The sequence below is a fragment of the Nonomuraea sp. NPDC049158 genome (genome assembly GCF_040648335.1).
Classification (GTDB): Bacteria; Actinomycetota; Actinomycetes; order Streptosporangiales; family Streptosporangiaceae; genus Nonomuraea.
The window spans coordinates 49,193-71,085 of sequence record NZ_JBEZDM010000019.1 but is presented as its reverse complement, the minus strand read 5'-3'; the positions used below and the strand labels follow the sequence as shown (position 1 = coordinate 71,085).

The 21,893-nt window shown below is 70.3% G+C and carries 23 protein-coding genes; 7 read left to right on the top strand and 16 right to left on the bottom strand.

Annotated features, from left to right (window positions below):
- Positions 1 to 186: 186 nt before the first annotated feature.
- From AB0B61_RS33990 to AB0B61_RS33980, 3 genes are read right to left on the bottom strand one after another with little or no spacing between them, the layout of a single operon-like run.
- Complete coding sequence (locus tag AB0B61_RS33990) at positions 187 to 831, bottom strand: response regulator transcription factor (RefSeq protein WP_358440709.1); 645 nt, start codon at positions 829 to 831, stop codon at positions 187 to 189.
- A complete protein-coding gene (locus AB0B61_RS33985) occupies positions 822 to 1,910 on the bottom strand; it encodes a histidine kinase (protein WP_358440706.1) in 1,089 nt (362 codons plus the stop codon). The genes AB0B61_RS33990 and AB0B61_RS33985 overlap by 10 nt, the downstream gene beginning before the upstream one ends.
- Positions 1,894 to 2,511, bottom strand: coding sequence for a DedA family protein (locus tag AB0B61_RS33980; RefSeq protein WP_358440704.1), 618 nt, complete (start codon positions 2,509 to 2,511; stop codon positions 1,894 to 1,896). Before AB0B61_RS33980 ends, AB0B61_RS33985 begins: the two co-directional genes overlap by 17 nt.
- Before the next feature lie 110 nt (positions 2,512 to 2,621).
- On the opposite strand from AB0B61_RS33980, the gene AB0B61_RS33975 reads away from it, so the two are divergent.
- Positions 2,622 to 5,429, top strand: a complete 2,808-nt coding sequence (locus AB0B61_RS33975; RefSeq protein WP_358441055.1) for an SNF2-related protein — start codon at positions 2,622 to 2,624, stop codon at positions 5,427 to 5,429.
- Here the strand turns inward: AB0B61_RS33975 and AB0B61_RS33970 are convergent.
- The gene (locus AB0B61_RS33970; protein ID WP_358440701.1) at positions 5,412 to 6,476 is read right to left on the bottom strand and encodes a transposase; all 1,065 of its coding nucleotides are present in this window, start codon (positions 6,474 to 6,476) and stop codon (positions 5,412 to 5,414) included. The two genes, AB0B61_RS33975 and AB0B61_RS33970, sit on opposite strands and share 18 nt — an antisense overlap.
- Positions 6,477 to 6,612: 136 nt before the next feature.
- Between AB0B61_RS33970 and AB0B61_RS33965 the strand changes: the two genes are divergently transcribed.
- Complete coding sequence (locus AB0B61_RS33965; protein ID WP_358440698.1) at positions 6,613 to 7,719, top strand: SWIM zinc finger family protein; 1,107 nt, start codon at positions 6,613 to 6,615, stop codon at positions 7,717 to 7,719.
- Here AB0B61_RS33965 and AB0B61_RS33960 read toward each other — a convergent pair.
- On the bottom strand, positions 7,716 to 8,177 hold the full coding sequence (locus AB0B61_RS33960) for a MarR family transcriptional regulator (protein ID WP_358440696.1): 462 nt from the start codon (positions 8,175 to 8,177) through the stop codon (positions 7,716 to 7,718). The genes AB0B61_RS33965 and AB0B61_RS33960 overlap by 4 nt on opposite strands.
- 91 nt (positions 8,178 to 8,268) lie before the next feature.
- Here AB0B61_RS33960 and AB0B61_RS33955 point away from each other — a divergent pair, with 91 nt between their 5' ends.
- Positions 8,269 to 9,216, top strand: a complete 948-nt coding sequence (locus AB0B61_RS33955; protein ID WP_358440694.1) for a zinc-binding alcohol dehydrogenase family protein — start codon at positions 8,269 to 8,271, stop codon at positions 9,214 to 9,216.
- An 81-nt stretch (positions 9,217 to 9,297) separates the two neighbouring features.
- Here the strand turns inward: AB0B61_RS33955 and AB0B61_RS33950 are convergent, their stop codons facing one another.
- Positions 9,298 to 10,788: a hypothetical protein gene (locus AB0B61_RS33950; RefSeq protein WP_358440692.1), complete on the bottom strand. Its 1,491-nt coding sequence runs from the start codon at positions 10,786 to 10,788 to the stop codon at positions 9,298 to 9,300.
- A 142-nt stretch (positions 10,789 to 10,930) separates the two neighbouring features.
- Here AB0B61_RS33950 and AB0B61_RS33945 point away from each other — a divergent pair, with 142 nt between their 5' ends.
- Positions 10,931 to 12,157: a DUF6461 domain-containing protein gene (locus AB0B61_RS33945; protein WP_358440689.1), complete on the top strand. Its 1,227-nt coding sequence runs from the start codon at positions 10,931 to 10,933 to the stop codon at positions 12,155 to 12,157.
- On the opposite strand, the gene AB0B61_RS33940 is transcribed toward AB0B61_RS33945, so the two are convergent.
- Both AB0B61_RS33940 and AB0B61_RS33935 read right to left on the bottom strand, forming a co-directional pair.
- The gene (locus AB0B61_RS33940; RefSeq protein ID WP_358440687.1) at positions 12,040 to 12,315 is read right to left on the bottom strand and encodes a darcynin family protein; all 276 of its coding nucleotides are present in this window, start codon (positions 12,313 to 12,315) and stop codon (positions 12,040 to 12,042) included. The two genes, AB0B61_RS33945 and AB0B61_RS33940, sit on opposite strands and share 118 nt — an antisense overlap.
- A complete protein-coding gene (locus AB0B61_RS33935) occupies positions 12,305 to 13,222 on the bottom strand; it encodes an NAD(P)H-binding protein (protein ID WP_358440685.1) in 918 nt (305 codons plus the stop codon). The genes AB0B61_RS33940 and AB0B61_RS33935 overlap by 11 nt, the downstream gene beginning before the upstream one ends.
- A 116-nt stretch (positions 13,223 to 13,338) precedes the next feature.
- Between AB0B61_RS33935 and AB0B61_RS33930 the strand changes: the two genes are divergently transcribed.
- The gene (locus AB0B61_RS33930) at positions 13,339 to 14,277 is read left to right on the top strand and encodes a LysR family transcriptional regulator (protein WP_358440682.1); all 939 of its coding nucleotides are present in this window, start codon (positions 13,339 to 13,341) and stop codon (positions 14,275 to 14,277) included.
- A 151-nt stretch (positions 14,278 to 14,428) separates the two neighbouring features.
- On the opposite strand, the gene AB0B61_RS33925 is transcribed toward AB0B61_RS33930, so the two are convergent.
- Positions 14,429 to 14,869, bottom strand: coding sequence for a MerR family transcriptional regulator (locus tag AB0B61_RS33925; RefSeq protein WP_358440679.1), 441 nt, complete (start codon positions 14,867 to 14,869; stop codon positions 14,429 to 14,431).
- Here AB0B61_RS33925 and AB0B61_RS33920 point away from each other — a divergent pair.
- On the top strand, positions 14,868 to 15,563 hold the full coding sequence (locus AB0B61_RS33920) for a methyltransferase domain-containing protein (RefSeq protein ID WP_358440676.1): 696 nt from the start codon (positions 14,868 to 14,870) through the stop codon (positions 15,561 to 15,563). The two genes, AB0B61_RS33925 and AB0B61_RS33920, sit on opposite strands and share 2 nt — an antisense overlap.
- Positions 15,564 to 15,775: 212 nt before the next feature.
- Here AB0B61_RS33920 and AB0B61_RS33915 read toward each other — a convergent pair whose 3' ends face one another.
- The 6 genes from AB0B61_RS33915 to AB0B61_RS33890 all read right to left on the bottom strand — a co-directional run bounded on the left by AB0B61_RS33915 (position 15,776) and on the right by AB0B61_RS33890 (position 20,570).
- Positions 15,776 to 16,435, bottom strand: a complete 660-nt coding sequence (locus tag AB0B61_RS33915) for a response regulator transcription factor (RefSeq protein ID WP_358440674.1) — start codon at positions 16,433 to 16,435, stop codon at positions 15,776 to 15,778.
- Entirely contained in the window at positions 16,429 to 16,692 is a 264-nt protein-coding gene (locus tag AB0B61_RS33910) for an ATP-binding protein (RefSeq protein WP_358440671.1), read from the bottom strand. Before AB0B61_RS33910 ends, AB0B61_RS33915 begins: the two co-directional genes overlap by 7 nt.
- Positions 16,674 to 18,086, bottom strand: coding sequence for an alpha/beta hydrolase (locus AB0B61_RS33905; RefSeq protein WP_358440668.1), 1,413 nt, complete (start codon positions 18,084 to 18,086; stop codon positions 16,674 to 16,676). Before AB0B61_RS33905 ends, AB0B61_RS33910 begins: the two co-directional genes overlap by 19 nt.
- Before the next feature lie 276 nt (positions 18,087 to 18,362).
- Positions 18,363 to 19,055, bottom strand: a complete 693-nt coding sequence (locus AB0B61_RS33900) for a TetR/AcrR family transcriptional regulator (RefSeq protein ID WP_358440665.1) — start codon at positions 19,053 to 19,055, stop codon at positions 18,363 to 18,365.
- Between the two features lie 40 nt (positions 19,056 to 19,095).
- A complete protein-coding gene (locus AB0B61_RS33895; protein ID WP_358440661.1) occupies positions 19,096 to 19,851 on the bottom strand; it encodes an SDR family oxidoreductase in 756 nt (251 codons plus the stop codon).
- A gap of 161 nt (positions 19,852 to 20,012) precedes the next feature.
- Positions 20,013 to 20,570, bottom strand: coding sequence for a carboxylesterase family protein (locus AB0B61_RS33890; RefSeq protein WP_358440659.1), 558 nt, complete (start codon positions 20,568 to 20,570; stop codon positions 20,013 to 20,015).
- Between the two features lie 66 nt (positions 20,571 to 20,636).
- On the opposite strand from AB0B61_RS33890, the gene AB0B61_RS33885 reads away from it, so the two are divergent.
- Complete coding sequence (locus AB0B61_RS33885) at positions 20,637 to 21,212, top strand: DUF899 family protein (RefSeq protein WP_358440656.1); 576 nt, start codon at positions 20,637 to 20,639, stop codon at positions 21,210 to 21,212.
- 161 nt (positions 21,213 to 21,373) lie between these two features.
- Here AB0B61_RS33885 and AB0B61_RS33880 read toward each other — a convergent pair whose 3' ends face one another.
- On the bottom strand, positions 21,374 to 21,757 hold the full coding sequence (locus AB0B61_RS33880) for a DUF4326 domain-containing protein (RefSeq protein WP_358440654.1): 384 nt from the start codon (positions 21,755 to 21,757) through the stop codon (positions 21,374 to 21,376).
- Positions 21,758 to 21,893 lie beyond the last annotated feature (136 nt).

Sequence of the window (21,893 nt, the reverse complement as noted above, 5' to 3'; positions counted from 1 at the left end):
TCCGTCAGGGCAGTGCGGGGCAGGCGGAGGTGCGGCCAGCGGAGGAAGGACTGCGGAAGAAGGGCTGCCGGATGGAAGGACAGGTTCGGCGGCTGCCGTCCTGGGCTTCGGCCGCCGATCGTCCCGGCTTCGGCCGCTGCTGTCACGGACGTCAATGGCTGCCGTCACGGACGTCGATGACCGCTGTCACGACTCCAGGAAGCGCAGCACGGCCAGCACGCGACGGCTGTAGCCGGTGTGGTGTGACAGACCCAACTTGTCGAACAGCGAGTTGACGTGCTTCTCCACAGCGCTCTGTGACACGTGCATGGCCTGGGCGATCGAGGCGTTCGTCAGGCCCTGGGCCATGCGTTCGAGGACGTCGCGTTCCCGAGGGGTGAGCCGGGCCAGCGGATCGAGCTGGGTGGTGCGGGCCAGCAATTGGCGTACGACCTCGGGATCGAACGCCGCTCCCCCGGCGCCCACCCGGTCGAGCGCGTCGAGGAAGTCGGCCACCTGCGCCACCCGGTCTTTGAGCAGATAGCCGACGCCTTCCACGTCACCGCTCATCAGCTCCGTGGCGTACTTCTTCTCCACGTATTGCGAAAGGACCAGGACTTTGACGGTGGGCCAGCGGCGCCTGATCTCCAGTGCGGCGCGCAGGCCCTCGTCGGTGTGGGTCGGCGGCATCCGTACGTCGACCACCACCACGTCGGGCTCATGCGCGGCCACCGCTTCGACCAGGGCGGGACCGTCGCCCACGGCGGCGGGCACCTCGTGGCCCTCCTCCATGAGCAGTCGCAGCAGGCCCTCGCGCAGCAGCGTCGAGTCTTCGGCCAGGATCACCCGCACGGCAGCTCCGCCACGATCGTCGTCGGGCCGCCCACCGGGCTGACCAGCTGGAAGCCGCCGTCGAGCGCCGCCACCCGGCGCGCCAGCCCCGACAGCCCGCTTCCCGAGGCGGTCGCGCCGCCCCGGCCGTCATCTTCAACCCGCACGACGATCATTGTGCCCTCCCGGTGCACGTCAACGGTGATGAGCGTGGCTCCGGCGTGCTTGGCGGCGTTGGTCACCGCCTCGCAGACGACGAAGTAGGCGGCCGTCTCCACCCCCATCGGCGGGCGCGCGGCCAGCTCGCAGGACACCTTGACCGGCACGCTCGATCGCTCGGCCACCCCCGCCAGCGCTTCGCCGAGGCCGAGGGAGTCGAGGCCGCTCGGGTAGACCCGCCAGGCCACCTCGCGCAGCTCGGCCAGCGCCTGCTGCGCTTCCTCGTGAGCCTGGTTCAGCAGCTCGGGTCGGCCGCGCCGGGATCGGCCGATCAGCATCGACAGGGCGACCAGGCGCTGCTGGAGGCCGTCGTGCAGGTCGCGTTCGATCCGGCGGCGCTCGGAGTCGACCGCCGCCACGATCCCGGCCCGGCTCTCGGCCAGCTCGACGATCCTGCGCTCGAGTCTCTCGGTCGGGTCGGGCCCGAGCACGCGCTGGGCCAGCCGGCGTTCGAGCGAGTAGACGCCCACCAGGCCCGACAGGTTCAGGAAGAGCAGCAGGATCCCGGCCAGGGTGAAATAGAGCACGATCGGCAAGGTGGGTGCGATGCCGTCGAAGGTGTCGCCGCTCGCCCAGGTCCAGGCGAGCCGGCCGACCGTCACCGCCCCGAGCAGGAGCAGCCCCACGACCAGCCCGCCCAGCAAGCCCGCCGGAACGCGGAGCGCCAGATAGCGCGTGGCCCGCCCGCCCACGTCGAACTCCGCCGGGTCCAGGCGCAGGCGCCGTGTCTCCAGCAGGACCAGCCGCCTGGCCGCCGCCTGCGTGTTGGGAGTGCCCAGGAAGGGCAGCGCCACCGCCAGGAACACCACATCGCCCAGGGCGGTGGCGGCGCCCAGCGACACCGCCGCCAGTAGTCGCAGGCCCTCAGCGACGGGGCGCATGCCGCCCCTTGCGTCGCTCCGCCACTCGCACGCCGATGAACACGAGCACCGCCAGCACGACGATGCCGATCACGACGTTGGTGCCGACGCCCACGTATGACTCCACCAGCGACCAGTTTTCGCCCAGGTAGTAGCCGGCGAGCACGAACACGGTGTTCCAGATGAGGCTACCGGCGGTCGTCAGCAGTGTGAACGTGAGCAGGGGCATCCGCTCCACCCCCGCCGGGATGGAGATCAGGCTGCGGAAAATAGGCACCATCCGTCCGAAAAAGACCGTCTTCTTGCCGTGCTTGAGGAACCATGCCTCGGTCTTCTCGATGTCGGAGACCTTCACCAGCGGCAGCTTGGCGGCGATGGCCAGTGTGCGGTGGCGGCCGAGCAGGGCGCCCACCCAGTAGAGCGCCAGCGCGCCGAACACCGAGCCCGCCGTGGTCCACACCAGCACCTCGAGCAGGTCCATCTCGCCCCTGCTGGCGGTGAAGCCCGCCATCGGCAGGATCACCTCGCTGGGCAGCGGGGGGAACAGGTTTTCCAGCGCGATCGCCAGGCCCGCCCCAGGGGCGCCCAGAGTCTCCATCAGCGCGATGAGCCATTCAGTCATGTTGTAGAGGCTAATCAAGATCCAAAGTGGCGGTAATGAGGTGGGCGGCAGATCTGTGCTGTGGTAAACCACAGGTGATTCGTACCGTACACTGTACGGCCGTGAGCCCAATGACGGATCTGGTACGGCAGGCGGTCGTCTTCGAGCCCGGCGACCCACCCAGAGAGGGGCGGATGGCCTTCCTCGACCCGGACGGGGACGACACGGTGAGCGTGGTCGAGGAGCACGGCGGTGAGCTGCGGGTTCTTGAGGCCCGGGCCACCCGCGTCCCGGTCGCCGACGCCGTGGCCGGGCTGGCCAGAGCCAGGAGCGACGCGGGCGCTCATGCGGCGGCGCGGTTCTGGGGCGCGGTGGCGCTGGTCGCGCTGCAACTGGTCGCCAGGGGGCGGATCCTGCCGGGGGTTTCGGCGGGCGACTTCGACTCGTGGCGGGCGGGGCCGTTCGACGCGGCCGATGTACAGCGGATCCGGGAGTTGGCCGACGCCATGCCCGCCGCCGCGCGGTCCGTCCCTCTCGAAGACCGGGCCGTCGATAACGGCGGGCAGGCCGTCCAAAGCGGCGAGGCGCGGTTGAGGGACGCGGAGTCGCGGCGACGCGACGGACGCGGCGCGGGTGAGGTGCGGCTGAGGGACGCGGAGTCGCTGGTGCGGGCGTTCCTGGACGCGGTGGCCGACGCGATGCCGCGCTCCCCCGGCGCCGTCCGTGCCACCGGCACCTCGGCGTTCGCGGCCGTCAAACCGGTCAAAGTGCCCCGGCTGCGCGCCTGGGCCGACGAGGTGTCGGCGGGGCTGGACTCCGGCGTACGCCTGTCGCTGCGTCTGGAGGCCGACAGTCTGGAGCAGGCGGAGTTCCGGGCGGTGGTCCAGCTGCACAGCCTGGCCGATCCGTCCCTGGTGGTGGACGCCGCCGACCTGTGGGCGGGCACGGACCCGGGGTTCGGCCCCCGGGCCAGGATCGACGCCACGCTGGCCATCAGGCGGGCGGCCCGCGCCTGGGCCGGGCTGGAACGCCTGCTCGACAGCGCTGTCCCCGACGAGCTGACCCTGTCCGGCGAGGACGTGGAGGACCTGCTGGCCGGGGCCGCGGAACGCCTGGGCACGGCCGGCGTCGAGGTCCACTGGCCAAGGGAGCTCGTACGCGGCCTGAGCGCCCGCGCCGTCGTCGGCGAGCGCGACAGCGCCCCATCCGATATGCCGTCCTTCCTCGGCGGCCAGCACCTGACCAGCTTCAACTGGCAGCTCGCCCTGGGCGGCGAGCGGTTGACCGCGGCCGAGATGGACCGGCTCGCCGAGGCGCACCGTCCCGTCGTGCGACTGCGTGACCAGTGGGTGCTCATCGAGCCCGACCTGGCCCGCAAGGCCCGCCAGCGCGATCTCAAGCCGCTGACCGGCCTCGACGCCCTCGGCGCCGCGCTGACCGGCACCGTGGAGGTCGACGGCCAGCAGGTGCCGATCGAGCCGAGCGCCTGGCTGCGGGAGCTACGCGACCGGCTGTCCGAGCCCGAGGAGATCACCGTGCCCGCCGGTCTGGACGCGCGGCTGCGCGACTACCAGCTGCAGGGCCTGCGCTGGCTGGCCAGGATGACGTCGCTCGGACTCGGCGCCTGCCTGGCCGACGACATGGGCCTGGGCAAGACGATCACCCTGATCGCCCTGCACCTGCACCGGGGCGGCGGTCCCACGCTGGTCGTCTGCCCCGCCTCGCTGCTGGGGAACTGGGAGCGGGAGATCTCCAGGTTCGCACCGGGCGTCCCTGTCCGCCGATTTCATGGAAATAGCCGGACATTGGCCGATGAGGGCTTCGTACTGACGACATATGGCACCATGCGGATGGACACGGCGCGGCTCGCCGAGCACCCGTGGGGGCTGCTGGTGGCCGACGAGGCACAGCACGTCAAGAACCCCTCCTCCGGTACGGCCAAGGCGCTGCGCGAGATCCCGGCGGCCGCCCGCGTCGCGCTGACCGGCACCCCGGTGGAGAACAACCTGGCGGAGCTGTGGGCCATCCTCGACTGGACGACGCCAGGGCTGCTCGGCTCGCTGGGCAGGTTCCGCTCGCGCTGGGCCAAACCGGTCGAATCCGGCGACACCGTGGCGGCCGAGCGGCTGGCCAGGCTCGTGGGGCCGTTCCTGCTGCGGCGCCGCAAGTCCGATCCCGGCATCGCGCCCGAGCTGCCGCCCAAGACCGAGACCGACCGCCCGGTGGCGCTGACCACCGAGCAGGCCGGGCTGTACGAGGCGGTGGTCCGCGAGATCATGCGGCAGATCGAGAGCGCCCAGGGCATGGCCAGGCGCGGCCTGATCGTCAAACTGCTGACCGGGCTCAAGCAGATCTGCAACCACCCCGCCCATTACCTGCACGAGGCCGCGCCCAGGCTGACCGGCCGTTCCGGCAAGCTCGAACTGCTCGACGAGCTCGTCGACACCATCGTCGCCGAGGACGGGGCGGTGCTGGTCTTCACCCAGTACGTGGCCATGGCGCGGCTGCTCGACCGGCATCTCACGGACCGGGGCGTCGCCACCCAGTTCCTGCACGGCGGCACCTCGGTGCCGAAACGGGAGGAGATGGTACGGCGCTTCCAGGAGGGGGCGGCGCCGGTGTTCCTGCTGTCGCTCAAGGCGGCCGGCACCGGCCTGAACCTCACCCGCGCCGACCACGTCATCCACTACGACCGCTGGTGGAACCCGGCCGTCGAGGACCAGGCCACCGACCGCGCCTACCGCATCGGCCAGGACAAACCCGTCCAGGTGCACCGGCTGATCGCGGAGGGCACGATCGAGGACCGCATCGCCGAGATGCTGGCGGCCAAGCGCTCGCTGGCCGACGCCGTACTGGCCGGGGGCGACGCCGCCTTCACCGAACTGACCGACGCGGAACTCGCCGCACTGGTGGAGTTGAGATCAACTACCACTGGCTGAATCTGGTGGTTTGCTCTCGCGGTCCCGTCTGGGTGAAGGGAGGCCGGTAGCGTGTGGCTGGTTGATGGCAGCCCAGCTCGCTATGCCGCGTGTGGCGATGTTGCGGGCTGCGATGTGGTCGGCGTGCCCAGCGAGGCCACACCTTTGGCAGGCGAACCGGCCTCGCGCCGGCCGGTTCGCCCTGCTGATGTGCCCGCAGTCCGGGCAGGCCTGGGAGGTGTAGGCGGGGTCGACCAGGATGAAGGCGATCCCGGCTCGGGCGGTTTTGTAGCGGGTGAAGGTGATCTGCTGGGCGAAGGCCCAGTTGTGCAGGGTGCGCCGCTGGAGCCGGTGAGCCCTTACCCGGCCGCGGATGCCCTGCAGATCCTCCAGGGCGACGCCGCGGCCGGTGCGTTCGGCTTCACGCACCACGTACGTGCTGATCTGGTGGTTGAGGTCGGTCATCATCCGGTGCTCACGCCCAGCAAGGCGGCGCAGCACCCGCCGCGCCGAAGCAGTCCCTTTCTTCTGCAGGCGTCGGCGTTGGCGATGGCGCCGCTCCCGCAACGTGCGGACGTGCCCGTTGCCGCCGACCGGGCCGGCCAGCGCGGGGCCGGGCAGCACCGCACCATCGGAGGTGACCGCCAGGTTCGCCACGCCATGATCTGCCCCCATAAAGCCGCTGACCGGCTCACGCACCGCCGGATGGGGCAGGGTAAGCGCGACCTGCAGCAGCCACACCCCGTGCCGGCAGATCAGGTCGGCCTCCCCGAGCGGCAGCGCGTCGATGGCTTTGAGGTCTTCTGGCCGGCCGGTGTAGGGGAGGGTGACGCGGCCGGTGGGGGTCCCGGCCACCTGCGCCCGCACCTCGTAGTAGGCCAGCCGATGCAACTCCACCACGGCGAAGACGCGGTGCTGCCAGGCCAGGCGGGAGATGACGGTGGCCGCCTGATTGCACAACAGCACCGCCGCCGTCACGGCGTCGGCCTGGGCCGGGGTGGGCGTGAGCCGCAGTTGCACGCTCGAGGGCAGGCCGTGGCGTTTGGTGGCGGAGCGGCGGATCGCCATCGCACACCTCCTGTCACAGCGTCCTCACTAACCGCGCACATTACCGAACGTGACCGAGCCTTTCCATGCTGTTTTCGAAAGGAGGCGTGGCGCATCCCCCGGCCCTAAAGGACCAGGCCTCCGCGCCACCATTCAGATGAACGCTGTCCGAGGATTCCCCGCATTCCCCGCGCAACGGGCCGGCGCCCGCTTCGCCACCTCCTGGTGGGGCGGGGCCTGGATCCAGGCCATGGAGGACACCTCCCTCGACCACAAACTCCTGCGCAAGGGGCGCGCCTACGCCAAGACCGGCCAGGTCGGCCCCATCACGGTCAGCCCGGGTCGCATCGCCGCCGTCACCGAGAGCGAGTACGACACCGTCGTCCATGTCGAGCAGCTCGCCGCCACCGACTGGGAGCGCTTCCTCGACCAGATGGCCGCCAAGGCGGGGCACATCGCGGCGCTACTCGACCGCGACATGCCGCACGACCTGGTCGAGGCTGCCGAGGACGCCGGAGTCCCGCTGCTGCCGACGGTCGGCGATCTCGAACCGGAGTGCACCTGCCCCGACTGGGGACACCCGTGCAAGCACGCCGCCGCCCTGTGCTACCAGGCGTCGTGGCTGCTCGACGCCGATCCATTCGTCCTGCTGCTCATGCGCGGCCGGGGCGAGCAGGAGCTGATCGAGGCGCTCCAGGGCCGCGACGTCCCCACGCCGGCCGAGACCGGTACACCCGCCGCGGTGGCGTTCAGCCTCGGCGTGCCGCCGTTGCCGGGGCCGCCACCGCTCGACGTCGCGTACGCGCCGCTCGGGCTGGAGCCCGCGCCCGGGGTCGACGTGGCCGCCCTGGAGGTGCTCGCCGCCTCGGCCGCCGACCGGGCCCGCGAGCTGCTGCTCACCGGGCGGCTGGCCGTACTGACCGAATATCAGGACCGGGTACGCCTGGCCGCCGCCCACGACCTCGACCTCGGCCTGGAAGCGGCCGTACAGGCCTGGCGGTACGGCGGCGCCGACGGGCTGGAGACGCTCGAAACGGCCTGGACCCCACCCAAGAAGGACCTGGCCAGAGCCGGGGCGCTCCTGCGGGCCGGCTGGGAGGGCGAGCGCCCGCCGGAGGTCGAGGCATGGCGCAACCGGTGGACCATCGGCGCCCGGCAACTGCGTTACGGCCGCGACGGCCGCTGGTACCCCTTCACCGACCGCGACGGCCAATGGTGGCCCGCCGGTCCGCCGGAACGCGACCCGTCGGCGCTGGTGAGCTAACCGGCTCGGGACTCGGCTTTGGGCGTCTGCTGGATCAGGATCGTGGTGGCGCGTTCGAGGAGTTCGCACAACGCGTCGCGCTCGGCCGGGGTGAAAGCCTCGCCGAGCGCGCGCTCCAGCACGATGACTTCTCCGTAGGCACCGTCCAGCACGTTCCGCCCGTGTTCGGTCAGCGAGGCGATGAGGACCTTGGAGTGCACGGGCGAGGTCTCGCGGACGATGAGTTCCTTGGTCTGAAGGCCGGTCAGGACGGAGGCCATGGTCTGCTGGGTGACGCCACAGGAGCGGGCGAGTTGAGCACCGGACATGCCGTCCTCGCGCGACAGCGTCAGCAACACGGTGTACTGGGTCATGGTGAGGCCGTAGCCGCGCAGGACAGCTTCATGGTGGGCCATCAGAGCCTGCTCGGTGCGGCGGATGCGCGTACAGAGGTATTCCTCGGCGGGGACGTCGGTCATCAATCAACAGCTCCCTGTGTTGACTCAGGTACCTGATACTCGTTACGGTCCTCGGTATCAGGATACTGATTCAACACAGGGAGCTGTAACTATGAAGGCCGTGGTTTTCGACACCGATGACCGGTTCACCCTCGCCGACGTCGACCAGCCCGTCCCCGCCGCGGGGCAGGTCGCGATCCGGGTGGAATACGCCGGAATCCAGTACGGTGACGTGCTCGTCCGCAGCGGCCACTTCCCGGTTCCGCGCCCCTTCGTGCCCGGTTTCGAGGCCGCCGGCCGCATCGTCGCGGTCGGCGAAGGCGTGGACGCGGGCCGCGTCGGCCAGCGCGTGACCGCCCTGACCAGCGCCGGGGCATACGCCGAGGTCGTGGTGGCGCCCGACCTCCTCGCCTTCGACGCCGCCGGCGTGGACCCTCGGACGGCCGCCGGCTTCGGCTGGGTCACCCCCACTGCCTACGACCTGATCAACACGGTCGGCCGGGTACGTCCCGGCGACAGCGTGCTCGTCCACGCGGCGGCGGGGGGCGTCGGCACGCTCGCGGCCCAGTTCGCCAAGGCCGCCGGAGCCGCCCGCATCGTGGGAGTGGTCGGCGGCACCGCCCAGGCCGAGTACGCCACCCGGTTCGGCTACGACCTGCTGGTGACACGCGAGGACTTTCCCGGCGCCCTCGCCGACGAGCGGTTCGATGTGATCCTGGACCCCATCGGCGGGCCGGCCCGCCTGGCCAATCTGGAGCGCCTCGCGCCGCACGGCCGCCTGGCGATCTACGGCAACATCGCCACCTTCGAACCTGTCGAGATCAACACCAACGACCTGCTCATGAGCGGCAAGTCGGCCCTGACCTACAACAGCAATCTGCTCAGCCAGACCCACCCGCAACGCTTGGCCGACAGCGCCACCAGGGCACTGCGGCTGCTGGCCGACCACACGGTCCGCGTGGACGTCACCGCCGAGTATGAGATGGCCGACCTCGATACCGCCATCCAGCGGCTGGCCAACGGCGACACCCACGGCAAGAGCATCGTCCGCATCGCCTGACGCGCCCGATCATGAACAGGCCATACGCCGTTCGTCTGTTTTAGGCACGGGACGTCAGCGGGGGTGGCTGCCTCTTCCCCTTCAGAGGAGGAACGGATCCGCCCGCCAGGTGTAGTGCTCGGGTAGGTGGAAGTCGGTCAAGGGGATCACTCGGCTGGTGGGCGATGTGCCGGGCAGGGTGACCGGTCTCAGCCGCTTCTGGCACGGCGCGGTCGGGGGTTGCCTGAGGACGAGATTGGTGTAGCCCTCTTTCCGCAGCTCGAAGCAGAGCGCCTTGATCAGCCGAGCGGACAGCTTCGCATGGTCGCGGGGTTCGGCCAGGTGGATGTAGCGGAGCTCGCAGGCGTCGGGTGTCGGATGCCCCAGAACGGCGCCGATGACACCGAACAGCTCGCGCCGATGGTCCTGATCGAGGACCAGCAGGAGGCGCTGCTTGCCGGGGCCGGTGTCCTGGAATATCTGCTGGCGCAGTTCAGCCACGCTGCGCAAGCCGGTCAGCTCGGTCACCAGCGGTTCGTCGTAGGGCTCGTAGTCGCGGACGCGGTCTGCCCAACGCAGGTGGAGGTCGAGGTACTCCTCGTGCGCGCAGGGCATCTGCCACCCGTGCTTACGCGTGCAGCCGGGGTCCCAGTGGTAGCCGTAGTGGATGAGAGAGGCGGCCAGGTCGGGATGGGCACTGGCCCAGATGTCGTCGAAGACGTACCAGGGCCGGTGGCCGATGGAGTCCGCGTGCCGGGCCATCTGCGCCAGGTGCTCGCCGACCTGGGTGAGTGTCCGCTCGGGCAGACGACCCTCGTGGGGGGTAAAGGTGCGCAGGTGTTCCAGTGCCGCCTGGTGCGCCTGGTCGTGCGGCTCAGGGAGATCTCTGGCGTCGCCCGCGAAATGGTTGAGACGTTCGAGGGCAGGTGCGATGCCGTCTTCGTCCGGGGCGACCAATGCTCTGAGGTCGAGGAGGTGGCCGGGCCAGGTGTCCCGATACTGGACGGGCCGGCGGAGTGCGGCGCCGAATTGAGGCAGCCGCACACCGGGAAAAGCGTAAGTCCGATCCCAGCCAAGGGTGTCGTGCCTGGCATTGAGCGCGGTGAACAGCACGTAGGTGGCGCCAACGTCGCCAGCTGTTGCGGTGGCGAGCTCCGCGCAGGGGAAGGGCGCGACGAACGGCGTCGGGCCGGGAGCAACGGCGTCGGGCAACGGCCAAGAGGGGTGTACGGGGTAGGCCCAGCGGTCCGGCTGCTCAGCGACGCGGGCGTCGTCGACGAAGTAGAACGCCTCCTCCAGACTCGTCCCCATGCTGCTGATGCGAATGCTGTGAGGATCGATGTGCAGCTCATTGTCGGCCCACAGCTGCATCCGAATCCGGCGGCGCAGTTCGACCATGTCCTCAGGAGGGGTGTCGCCGCATTCCCTCAGCCGTTCCAACTCGTAGAGCTCGTCGTCCAGGTCGGAGTACGCCCGGTCGAGGCCGTCCGGCTCCCACAAGCCGCGAAACCACTCAAGGACCGTGAGGCCGGGCACGTGCCGGACTCTCTTGCACAGCGGCCCGGCTTCCCAGTCGCGATGGATGAAGTACATCAGATGCGGGCCCCCTGAGGCGATGTCGGTACTCCCGTGCGACCAAGGTGTCACCGATGGCCCGGGCATCTCTGCTGCCGGGAATGTCGGATCCGCCTGCCATACTCACCGCGATCATGAAAGGGAAGCACTGGGGAGACCGATGCGCAAGATCATGCCCGCGGATTACGCGTGGGAGGACAGCTGGACGGAGGAGATCTACACCGTCACCTTCGTCCGCGGCCTGGACGAGCACGAGACGCTCCGGCGGTTCGGCGTGACCGACGGCAACATCCATCCAGTGGACGACACGGAGGTCATGGAGCGTATCGAGGAGACCGACGGCTGCTGCGACATGGTGCTGGTGACCCGGGCCGGCGACTGGACGATCGCCTTTGAATACAGCGGCTGGGCGGGGACCCGGCCCGAGACCCTGCGCGAGCTGACCTGCGACGGCGGTGAGGCCGTCTCCGTCATGCGCCACGACTACGCGGCGTCGCACGACTTCGAACACGCCAAGGACGGCCGGATTCGGACCGCCTTTCGCCCGCAGAGGCCCCAGGAGCGCTGGGGCAGCCACCCCGACGCGCTGAATGAGGACATGCGCGAGCTAGGCCTGGAACCCGAACCGGATGAGGAGTTCCAGTCCCTGTCCGACTCCATTCCCGCGGCCCTCGCCCTGGCCAGCCGTATCTCCGGAGTGTTGTTCACCCCCGCCCTGCTGGACCGGCCGCTGCTGGGCGGGGTCATCACCGACGCGGTTCCCGACGATCCCCCGGAAGGTGACCCGCTCGCCCGGCACGCCCTGCGGGCCTTCAACCGGGAACTCGCCGAGGCCATCGACAATGCCTCCCCTGACCTCCAGCGGCGGGTCGCGGTCGCCGAAGCCCGCCGCCAGTGCGAGCTGGCCGGCGTGGCCGACCACCCGGTGCTCGCCGCCGCGCTGGCTTCGGCCGAGCGGGGCGAGACGAGGTCGGTCGGGCATGACTCCCCGCTCGCCGAGCTCATCCGCGGCTACGAGTCGGAGCTGACCGGCCATCCGATCGATGGGGCCACCGGCGAGTGGACGGCCGGCCCATCCGCGGATCCGCACCGCTCCCCGGACGGCAGGCGCACCATCTTCTCCATCGATACCGAGACCGGCATGCCGGCCTGCCCGAGCTGCGGGTGGCATCACCGCCCGGGCGAAGCGGAGCGAGAGGCAGTCCGGCCGCGCTGGCAGGCGGTGATATCCGTACGCCACGCCCTGTCACCCGACGCCAGGAGGGCTGCCTACAGCACCCACTTCGCCCTGGTCCACAGGGGCCAGGTCATGGCCGACCCCGACCACGCGGCGGCCGTCGCCGCGACGCTGCGCGCCGCCCGCGCCGAGGAGAACTCCGTGTCGTAGAAGCGGGAGCGGACGCCGCGGGCGCGAGCCTCGATCACCGGAACGACTTGGGTGGTGAAAGTCTGGACGCGTTCGGCGACGGTCATCGCCGGCCACTCGGGCGTCGTCTTGACCAGCATGAACGCGGTGACCGGCGGCTCGGTTCGGTCAGTGGGCATCGACTGCCTCCGGTGTGGCGAGGACGGCGGGCTTGAGAGTCCGCGCGCACCACTGCGCGAATCCGGTGGCCGGGCCCGCCTGCGGCGAGCGATCGACGCCCGAGTCCAGGCCCTGGTCCTTGGCGCGCTTCATGTCGACCACGCCCTCGACGAACGCCTCGTTGAGGCCGTAGCCGAGCAGGGTGGACCGCAGCTCGTCGAGCGGCTGGCGCCGGTAGCGGACCGGACGGCCCAGCTCCTCGGTCATGATGCGGGCCAGGTCGTTGGGCGACAGGTCCTGCGGGCCGAGCACCGGAACACTGCCGACGCCGGTCCAGGAGCGGTCCAGCAGCAGCCCGGCCGCCGTCGCGGCGATGTCGGCGACGGCCACCAGCGGGGCTGGACGGTCCGCGGCGACGGTGTCGGTGAAGACGCCGTTCTCGCGGATCGAGCCGGCCTCCTCCAGCAGGTTCTCGAAGAAGGACGGGTTGGCCAGTGCGCGGTAGGCGACGCCGGAGCCGGCGATCAGGTCGTCCATGTCCAGGGAGGCGGTGACCAGCCCGGCCTGGGCGGCCTGCGGAGTGCCGCGGCCGAGCGCCGAGACGCCGACGACATGGCCGACGCCGTGGGCGGCGAACGCCCGTGCGGCCGGGCGGGTGAAGCCGCTGTACGCTTCGTCGGGCGTGGCCGAGGCGTCCGGCGGCACCAGCCAGAAAACGGCGTCGGCCCCGGTGAAGGCGCGCTCGACGGTCGCGGCGTCGCCGTGCGAGCCGGTGACCACCTCGACCCGTCCGCGCACGGCCTCGGGGAGCCGGGCAGGATCGCGGACCACGACGCGCAACTCCTCTCCGCGTGCGGGCGCGGCCTCGACCAGCAGCGACAGCAGCCGCCGGCCGATGTTCCCGGTGGGGGCGGTAATGACGATCATGAAAACCTCGCGGTTCGTGTCGGATTCGGTACGGCCCCCTGATCGTGCCGACCCGAGCCGCATTGCCACAATGGGAACTTCAGCATCCAATCATTGCCCGAAACGGAATAATGCCGGTGAGCAGCCCAGCCCCGAACCTCGACGCCAATCTCGCCGTCGCCCTCGACGCCCTCCTGACCGAGCAGAGCGTCACCCGTGCCGCCGCGCGGCTGCGGACCTCCCCTGCGGCGATGAGCCGTACCCTGGCCCGGCTGCGCCGGGTGCTCCAGGATCCGCTGCTGGTGCGGGCAGGTCAGGCGATGGTGCCTACGCCCCGCGCCGAGGCGCTGCGGGACGAGGCCGCCGCGGTGGTGCGTCGGCTGGAGGCATTGCTCACCCCGAGCGGCGGGGTCGACCCCGCCGCACTGCGGCGCGCCTTCACCGTCCAGGCCTCGGACCTGGTCGGCGCGGCGCTGGCGCCGGGTCTGCTCGGGCTGGCCCGGCGTCAGGCTCCGGGCGTCTCGCTGCGGGTGCTGGCCGAGGAGTGGGAGGCGGGCCCCGCGCTGCGCGAGGGCCGGATCGATCTGGAGATCGGGGCCATCGACCACGTCGACCCGGAGACCCGGGTCGAAGAGCTGGTCACGCTGCGGATGGCGGCCGGCGTCAGGGCCGGGCACCCGCTCGCCGAAGGAAGCCTGACGCCCGCCAGGCTGGCCGCGGCCGAGCACGTGGCGGTCAGCCGCCGGGGCCGCTTCACCGGCCCGCTGGACGCGGCCTTGGCCGAGCAGGGGCTCAGCCGGCGGGTCAGCGCCGTACTGCCCGGACATCTGGCGGCGATGGCGCTGGCCGCGGTCGGCGACGTGGTCTGCCTGGTGCCGACCGCGCTGCCGGGCGAGCCCCCTTCGCCACTCAGCGACGCGGCGCACACGCTGGGACTACGCCTGCTGGAAATCCCGCTGCCCTTGCCACCACTGACGATCGGCATGGCCTGGCACCCGCGCCACACCGCCGACGGGGCCCACCAGTGGCTGCGTGGCGCCGTGCGCCGCGTACTCCGTCCGGTCCGGGAGGAATAGCCCACGGCGCGGGTCCGCGCATACCCGGGCGCCCGGGCACAGGCCCGAACCCGACCGCGGCCAGAAGCCGGGGAACGGCCAACACGTAGGTTGGCCGGACCGCCGAGTACCACCGCAAGCAGATCCGCGAGGCGTCAGGAAGGAAAACAGCTCACTCGGTCATTGGCCCGGCCAGTGCCGTCCCCTCGAGGTGGGTCCGGTAGTTCGGGCAGGTTGTGATGTCCTCGTGCGAGCAGTTCATTCCGGCTTCGAGGAGATCGAGTGCTGAGCGCAGCGCCGCCATCCTGGTCTGCAGCGCGCGGTGGTTGCTGCGCAGCACGTCCTTGCGGGCGGCGGGGTCGCGCGCGGTGAGAAACCTCCGGATGTCCGGCAGTGGCAGACCGGCCTGCTTCGCGATCACGATCGACGCCACTCGGAACAGGTCGTCGCGGGTGTAGCGGCGGCGGTCGCCGGCCACACGGGCGGGAGAGAGCAGGCCCACCGACTCCCAATGCCGCAGTACGTGGGCCGGCAGGCCGAAATGATCGGCCACCTGGCCGATCGTCATCGGATTTGACTTCATGTCGACATTAAGTCGGACCATGGCAGGCATGTCGAATCTGCTTGCTGTTCTCGACGCCGTCGATGCGCAGCCCATGTCCGTCGAACTGCGCACACGTTCCTACGAGTTGCTCGGCGACCTCACCGGCCGAACCGTGATCGACGTCGGCTGCGGCGGTGGCCGCGGGGTCGCCGAGCTGGCCGAGCGCGGGGCCCGCGCGGTCGGCGTCGACAACGACCCCGAGATGATCGCCGTGGCCCGGGAGCGCTGGCCGGCCGGCGAGTTCCACGTCGGCGATGCCTGCGACCTGCCGTTGGAGTCCGGGTCTGTTGCCGGTTACCGCGCGGACAAGGTGTTGCACACGCTCCATGATCCGGCGCGAGCCGTGGCCGAGGCCCGCCGGGTGCTCGCGCCGGGCGGCCGGGCCGTACTGCTCGGCCAGGACTGGGACACCTTCGTCATCGACTCGGACGAGCCGGAGACCACCCGCCGGCTGGTCCACGCGATGGCGGGCTCGCTCCCGTCGCCGCGCGTCGCCCGCGGATACCGCAACCTGCTGCTCGATGCCGGGTTCACCGACCCGGTCGTCGAGGTGCGCACCAGCGTGTTCACCGATGACACCGCGCTCGCCCTGCTGCGCCGGATCACCGACGAGGAGAGCTGGCTTGCCGAGCAGGCCGAGCGCGCCCGCACGAACCGGATCTTCGTCGCGGTGCCGATGTTCCTCGTCGCCGCGCAGGGCTAGCGATCTGTTGTCTCCGCAGCGCTGACCTGGGCCTGAGCCGTGGGGGCCTTCCCCTGGGTGATCAGCGTCTACGTGCTGTTCCTCGCGCCAGGTCGGCGACTGGATGCTGCGGGCCGGCCAAGTCGCGGGGTAGCCGGTGCGGGTGGTGGCCGCCTGCGGAGAGCCGAGGAAACGCGCGAAGGCGCCGGCCACAGCGCGTCTTCGGCGGACGGTCAAGGAGCATCGCGGGCGACGAGGCCGTGTTCGTGGGCGTAGATCGCGGCGTGCACGCGGGTCCGGAGGCCGAGTTTGGTGAGAATCCGGTTGACGTGGGTTTTGACCGTGCCTTCCTCGATGGTGCACGCCGCGGCGATCTCGCCGTTGCTCAGTCCTCGGGCCAAGAGGCGTAGCACGTGGTGTTCGCGCGGGGTCAGCAGGTCGAGTTCGGGGGTGGCGGGGCGCGGGGCCAGTGCGGCGAAGCGGCTGATCAGGCGGCTGGTGACCTGCGGGTCGATCAACCCCCGGCCCTGGTGCAGCTCGCGGACCGCCGTGACGAGCACGTCGGGGTCGCTGTCCTTCAGCAGGAAACCGGCCACTCCCGCGCGCAGCGCGCCGAACAGGTACTCGTCGAGGTCGAACGTGGTCAAAGCGAGCACACGGGGAGCGGAATCGGCGGCGGCGAGACGGTCAATGGCGGCGATGCCGTCCATGCCCGGCATCCGCAGGTCCATCACCACCACGTCCGGCCGCCGCCACAGCGCCTGCCGCACCGCCTCGGCGCCGTCGGCGGCCGTCGCGATCACGTCGATGTCGGGTTCGCCGTCGAGGATGAGCCGCAACGCCTCCCGCGCCGCCTCCTGATCGTCGGCGACCAACACCCGGATCGTCACCATGCGATCCCTTCCTTGGGCAGGTCGGCGCGGACAAGCCAGCCGCCCGTCTCGAGCGGCCCGACCGGCAGTGTGCCGTCGAGCAGGCGTACCCGTTCGCGCATGCCGCGGATACCCTGGCCCTCGGCCTGGGTCGCGGGAGCCGGGGCGCCGTTGTCGAGGACCTCAACGCGCAGGCCGCGGTCGTCCTGATGTAGGTGGACGGTGACCTCGCTCGCGGCCGAATGGCGTACGACGTTCGTCAGTGCCTCTTGGACCACCCGGTAGGCGGTGTGGTCGACGGCCGGCGGCAGGACGCCTTCTGTCCCCGTACGGCACATGGTGATCGTGCGGCCGGCGGAGGTGAGCCGCCCGGCCAGCCGCTCCAGGTCGGCGGTGCCGGGCTGAAGGGCGGCCGGGTGCTCGCTGAGCGCGCCACGTCGTCGTACAGGCCGCCGGCGATCAGGATCGGGGGCAGGCCGCTGGGGCGAACCGGATGGGGCAGGAAGGGTGTCTTCCGCGGGAGCCCGGTACAGAAGTTGGCCAGCGGCCACGCCACGGTCCAGCCGATGCGTGGCGCGGCGCGCCTCAGCCGCTTCTCCACGGCCTTGACCTCGCTATATGCGGTCGGGTAGGGGAAATCGGCGCACATCGTGATCCTGCTGAAGTCCGGATCGGCCGCGCCGGTGGACGGCTTGGCGAACCGGGTGGCGTCGCCGGCGTACGCCTCGGCCAGGGACTTGGCCAGTTCGGGCCACGTCGCGTCGAACGTGACAGTCGCGCGCGAGGCGATCAGGGTCGCACCGGCCGCTGCTCCGGCTCCGGCGCCGGGCGCGGGGATCGGCCGCTTGGCGGCGCGGTCCATGACCTCGTCCCACACCTTGAGCACGTCGCGGCCGTGGAGCGCACAGCTCCGGTCGGTGGCGCACCACTCGGCGAAGCGATGGAGGTTGTCCTCCTTGACCTTCGCCTTGGGTAGAAGCCATTCGGCCCACGATCGGTTGGTGTGGTCGATCGGGCTGTCCAGGTACATGCGGCCGACGCGGGAGGGGAACTTCTCGGCGTAGGCCACGCCGAGGACGGTGCCGTAGGAGTTGCCGTAATAGTGGAGTTTCTGCTCGCCCAGCGCCACCCGGACGGCCTCCAGGTCGTGGGCCCCTTGACCGGAGTCCAGGTTGCCCGCGAGCGGGCCGGCCGCCTCGGCGCAGCCGAGGCCGAAGCGACGGTTCTGCTCCGTGTACCGGGCGTAGGTGGCGCGGTCGGGGAACACCCACTCCGCGTTCGTGGCCCACGGCGCCGGGTCGGGGCAGCGCACCCCGGTGCTGGCCTCGAATCCGCGCGGGTCGAAGACCACCACGTCGAACCATTGGGTCAGGTAGGCGAAGGCCTTCTCCGCCACGCGCAGGACCGAGATCTGCTGGGCGGGGCCGCCCATGTTGAGGACAAGCGTCCCCTTCTTGGCGGCCGGGTCCCGGGCGGGCAGCTTGGCGAGCCCCAGCGTGATCTGCTCGCCCTTGGGGGCGGCCCAGTCGGCGGGCACGGTGATCCGGCCGCATTGCAGGCCGTCTCCGCAGTCCTGCCAGGAAAGCTTGGCGCCTGCCGTCGCTGTCGCCGGTGCTGCGGCCACCGTGGAGAGCAGCATCGTGCTGAGCACGGCGAGGATCGTCTTCTTCATGGCCCTCAGCCTTGCCGTAAGGCCTGCCGCCGGTCGTCCACCTTTCGATAGATCCTCACGCGCCCCCGCGTCTCCGGGTGCGTGGCGCGCCTAAACTTGACGGCGCGGGCTTCAGGCCTCGGGGTCCCAGTAGTAATGGAGCAGGTTCCAACGAACCCGCCGCTGAGCTGCGGCAATGTGTGCTCCGTGCTGAGCTGAAGGACGATCCGCCTGGCTATTCTGTCCCGGTAGGGCGACGTATCGGGGTCCTGGCAGCGTGAACTGGTAGTCGGGGGTTCAGGATCCGGCGCGATAGCGGGTGAGCATGAGGGCGACGGCTTCGTCCACGATCGTGGTGTCGGTGGGGTCGGGCGGGACGAAGTCGGTCCGTACGAGTTGAGGCCACAGGAGCTGGCCGCAGATCATGCCGAGGAACTGTTCGGCCACTGCGGATGCCGGCTGTGTCTGTCCGTCGGCCGAACGGAAGTCGAGTGTGCCGGCCTGCGCTTCGGCGTCCAGGTAGTCGCGGAGCCGGTCGAAGAAGGGTCCGCGGTCGATGGCGAAGCCGGTGCCGACGATGTCGGCGAGTTCCGGCATCTGGGGAAGTTCGGTGATGATGAGGCGGCACAGCGCCGCCGTGCCGGGCCGCGAGACCAGGCAGGCGTAGTCGCGGCCGATGTGATCCAGGCCGTACCGGGGATCACCGGGCGGGGGTGGTTCGGCGTACTGCACATCCAGCTGCCACTGTTCGGAGGTGACGGCCGCGAACAGCGCAGCCTTGGAGGGGTACCTCTTGAAGAGGGTGCCGGTGGAGACGCGGGCCTCCTTGGCGATCTGGGCCAGGGAGGTCTTGTCGTATCCCCGGGCGAGGAAGAGGTCGCGGGCGGCGCTGATGATGCGCGCGCGGTTCTCCGCTTTGATCTGCGCGTGATACCCGGCCTGGCACGTATCGCCACCGGTTTCCGCTCGGTCACGGTCCGCCACCGTCATACCCACGCCCCTCGCCCGTCTCCCAGCCGCGTCCTCGCTGTCAGAGGACGGTCTGGCCGCCGTCCAGGATAAGGTCCTGGCCCACAGTGAAGGCGGAGACATCGGAGGCCAGGTATACGACGGCTTCCGCGACCTCCTCGGGCATACCCATGCGGCCCAGCGGGATGCCGGAGCTGATCGCCTCCAGAACCGCCGTCTGCTGCGCGGGGTCCTCGATCCCGAGCTTAGAGTACAGCGGGGTGTCCACCGGGCCGGGACTGACCGCGTTGAACCGGATGCCGTGCGACCTGAGCAGGTCCGCGTTCCACGACCGCATCAGGGAGCCGACAGCCGCCTTCGTCGCGGCGTAGGCGTTCGAGTGGCCATAGCCGCCGTGCGCGCTGCTGGACGCGTTGAGGATGACCGAGGACGGGTTGGCCAGCACGGGCATGAGGGCCTGCGTGAGAAAGAAGACGCTCTTGACGTTGATGTCGAAGAGCCGGTCGAAACTGTCCTCCGTGTGGTCCTCGAACGGCCGCCAGTCCGAGACGCCGGCGTTCAGGAACGCCACGTCCAGCTCCCCGAAGTGCTCACGCACCCGCTCCGCCAGGCCGCGCTGCGCATCGAGATCGCGGGCATCGGCCCGCACCACCGGCACCTTGTCCCCGAGGATCTGCCGCGCCTTGTCGATGCTGGCCGGGGTTACGCCTGTGACCAGCACGTCGGCCCCCTCCGCGATAAAACGCCGCGCGGTCTCCAGACCGATCCCACTCGTGCCGCCGGTGATGAGGGCGCGCTTGCCCGCAAGACGATTCATGTTGGTTGTTCCTTGCCGAGTCGTAAGGTAAGTCGATGGACTCACCACATGAAGGTAAGGCCCGCACCACCCCTAAGGCAAGTCGATCAACTTACCCGGTGGCCTGGGGTGGTTCGGCCACCTCGGAGAAGGTGGGCGACACCGGCTCGAAGGCCATGTCGCTATCGTCGGCGAGGAGCCGGGTAATGGTGGTCTTCCCGACGCCGGGCGGCACCGCGGGATGGTGGAGTCGAGGCGCTGCTGGGCGACCATGCGGGCCCAGCGATGACGTCCTGCAGGCCGAGGTTGCTGGCCTCGGCGAGCCGCCCGCCGTACTGCGACAGCGAGAGCGCGCCCAGTGCGCCGAGCCGGTAGTTGACCGACACGCTCACCACGCGCCCCGTCGCGGCGAGACCGGCGGCGTTCGAGGTGGTCTGCGTGTTCGCGCCGTACTCGAATCCGCCGCCATGGAGGTACACGGCCACCGGAAGCGCCTTCCCGGTCGGCTGCTCGGGAGCCCACACGTTCAGGTTCAGGCAGTCCTCGCCCATCCCGCTGTCCGCTTCGAGCCAGTCGCCGCTGTCGGGCTGGACAGAGACGACGCCCTTGCGGTCATAAGGGCGGTCCGGATCGAAATCCGCGACCACGGGGCGGCGGTATCGCTCGGCGGTGGCGAAGGGGATTCCCCACCAGGACCGCACCCCTGGTGCAGTCGGAGCCTTGGGCGCGGTCGCGGTCATGGCGTGAGATTCCTTCCGGTGCGGTTCGGGTGTTTCGCGCGGCGTGTCGGCGGCTGATCGCTCGCGGTGACGCTCTCCAAGCATTCCCTGGACTCCGATGAATCGCCGAGCGGACAGCAGCCACCCGGTGGTCATCAGGTGACACTTTCTCTGTACCTCCTTCTCCTAGCCAGGCCGCCGCGGCGGCCTCCACGCGACCCTGCCCGGCAGGCTGGCTTTGCCGGGGTCCGCGCACGGAGCACTCCACACAGCACGCGACCGAGCCCACCATCGCCTCTTCACAGGAGAGCCCTGAACCCGACAACCCATCCGCTACCCCGAAGCCATCGAGGCACCTGGGTCTCCTCCCACGGCAGCGACTTCAACCACGACTACGGCGTCTCCTTCACCCCCGAGCAACAGGCCGACGGCGCCACCTACAACTTCCGGCCAGAAGCACACCCTGCCGCCGAACTGCCGGGGATGAGCGCGTTCGCCCTACAGGACGGCACCGTCTACCACACCTACTCAAGCTACGCGCGCGGCGCGGACTCCATGATCAGCGCCTACCAGCTCCTCGACCGCACGCCCCACGGACGGAACGAGGACGACCTGCCCTACCCGATGGCATGGGTACGCCGCCACGACGAATACACCCCATAACGCTCGACCCCGGCCTGCTCCGACCGCCTCGGGCCAGCCGCAAGGTCCGACCGGGCCAACTGATCCGTCGAGCGCAGTCAGGACAGCTGATAGTCATCTAGCCCTCGCCCTGAGCACGAGTCATGGGTTCAGGGGCGAGTTCGTTGGATTCTGCTCCACTGCTACTGGGACACCGCCTCCGGCGGAGGCTCCTCGTTGGCAAGTTCCAGAAGAACCTCGCCATGGCACGCCTCGCCTTCGGGGCAAGGACAGCACAGCGATCGACCGCGCAGTTCGTAAAGGTGTTCGCGTATCCACCGTCGATCGAAGTGACGGTTTCCCACCTGGAGTACGTCCGGGTCCTCCGGAATCGAGCCAAGGATCCACGACCGATACCGCCGGGCACATAGCTCGTGAGCGGCGTGATCGTCGTCGGCGATGCCGTCCGCGAGCGCTTGCGCCACCGTGAAGGGATTGCCCCACCGCGAGGTACGGTCGACGATCACAGCGCCGGCCGGCTTCCGCCAGCCGGGGGCACGACGCCGCCGGATCCGAACCGGAGTCATCCCCCACCTCGAATCGACGATGGGCTCCCGAGCGCTGCAAACACTGGCGCACCCGCTAACAGATCGCGACGTCCGTGAAGCGCCCGAGGCCCGGTGTCCGGCGTCCCATCTCTTCAGTAGAACTGAAGTAAGTCCT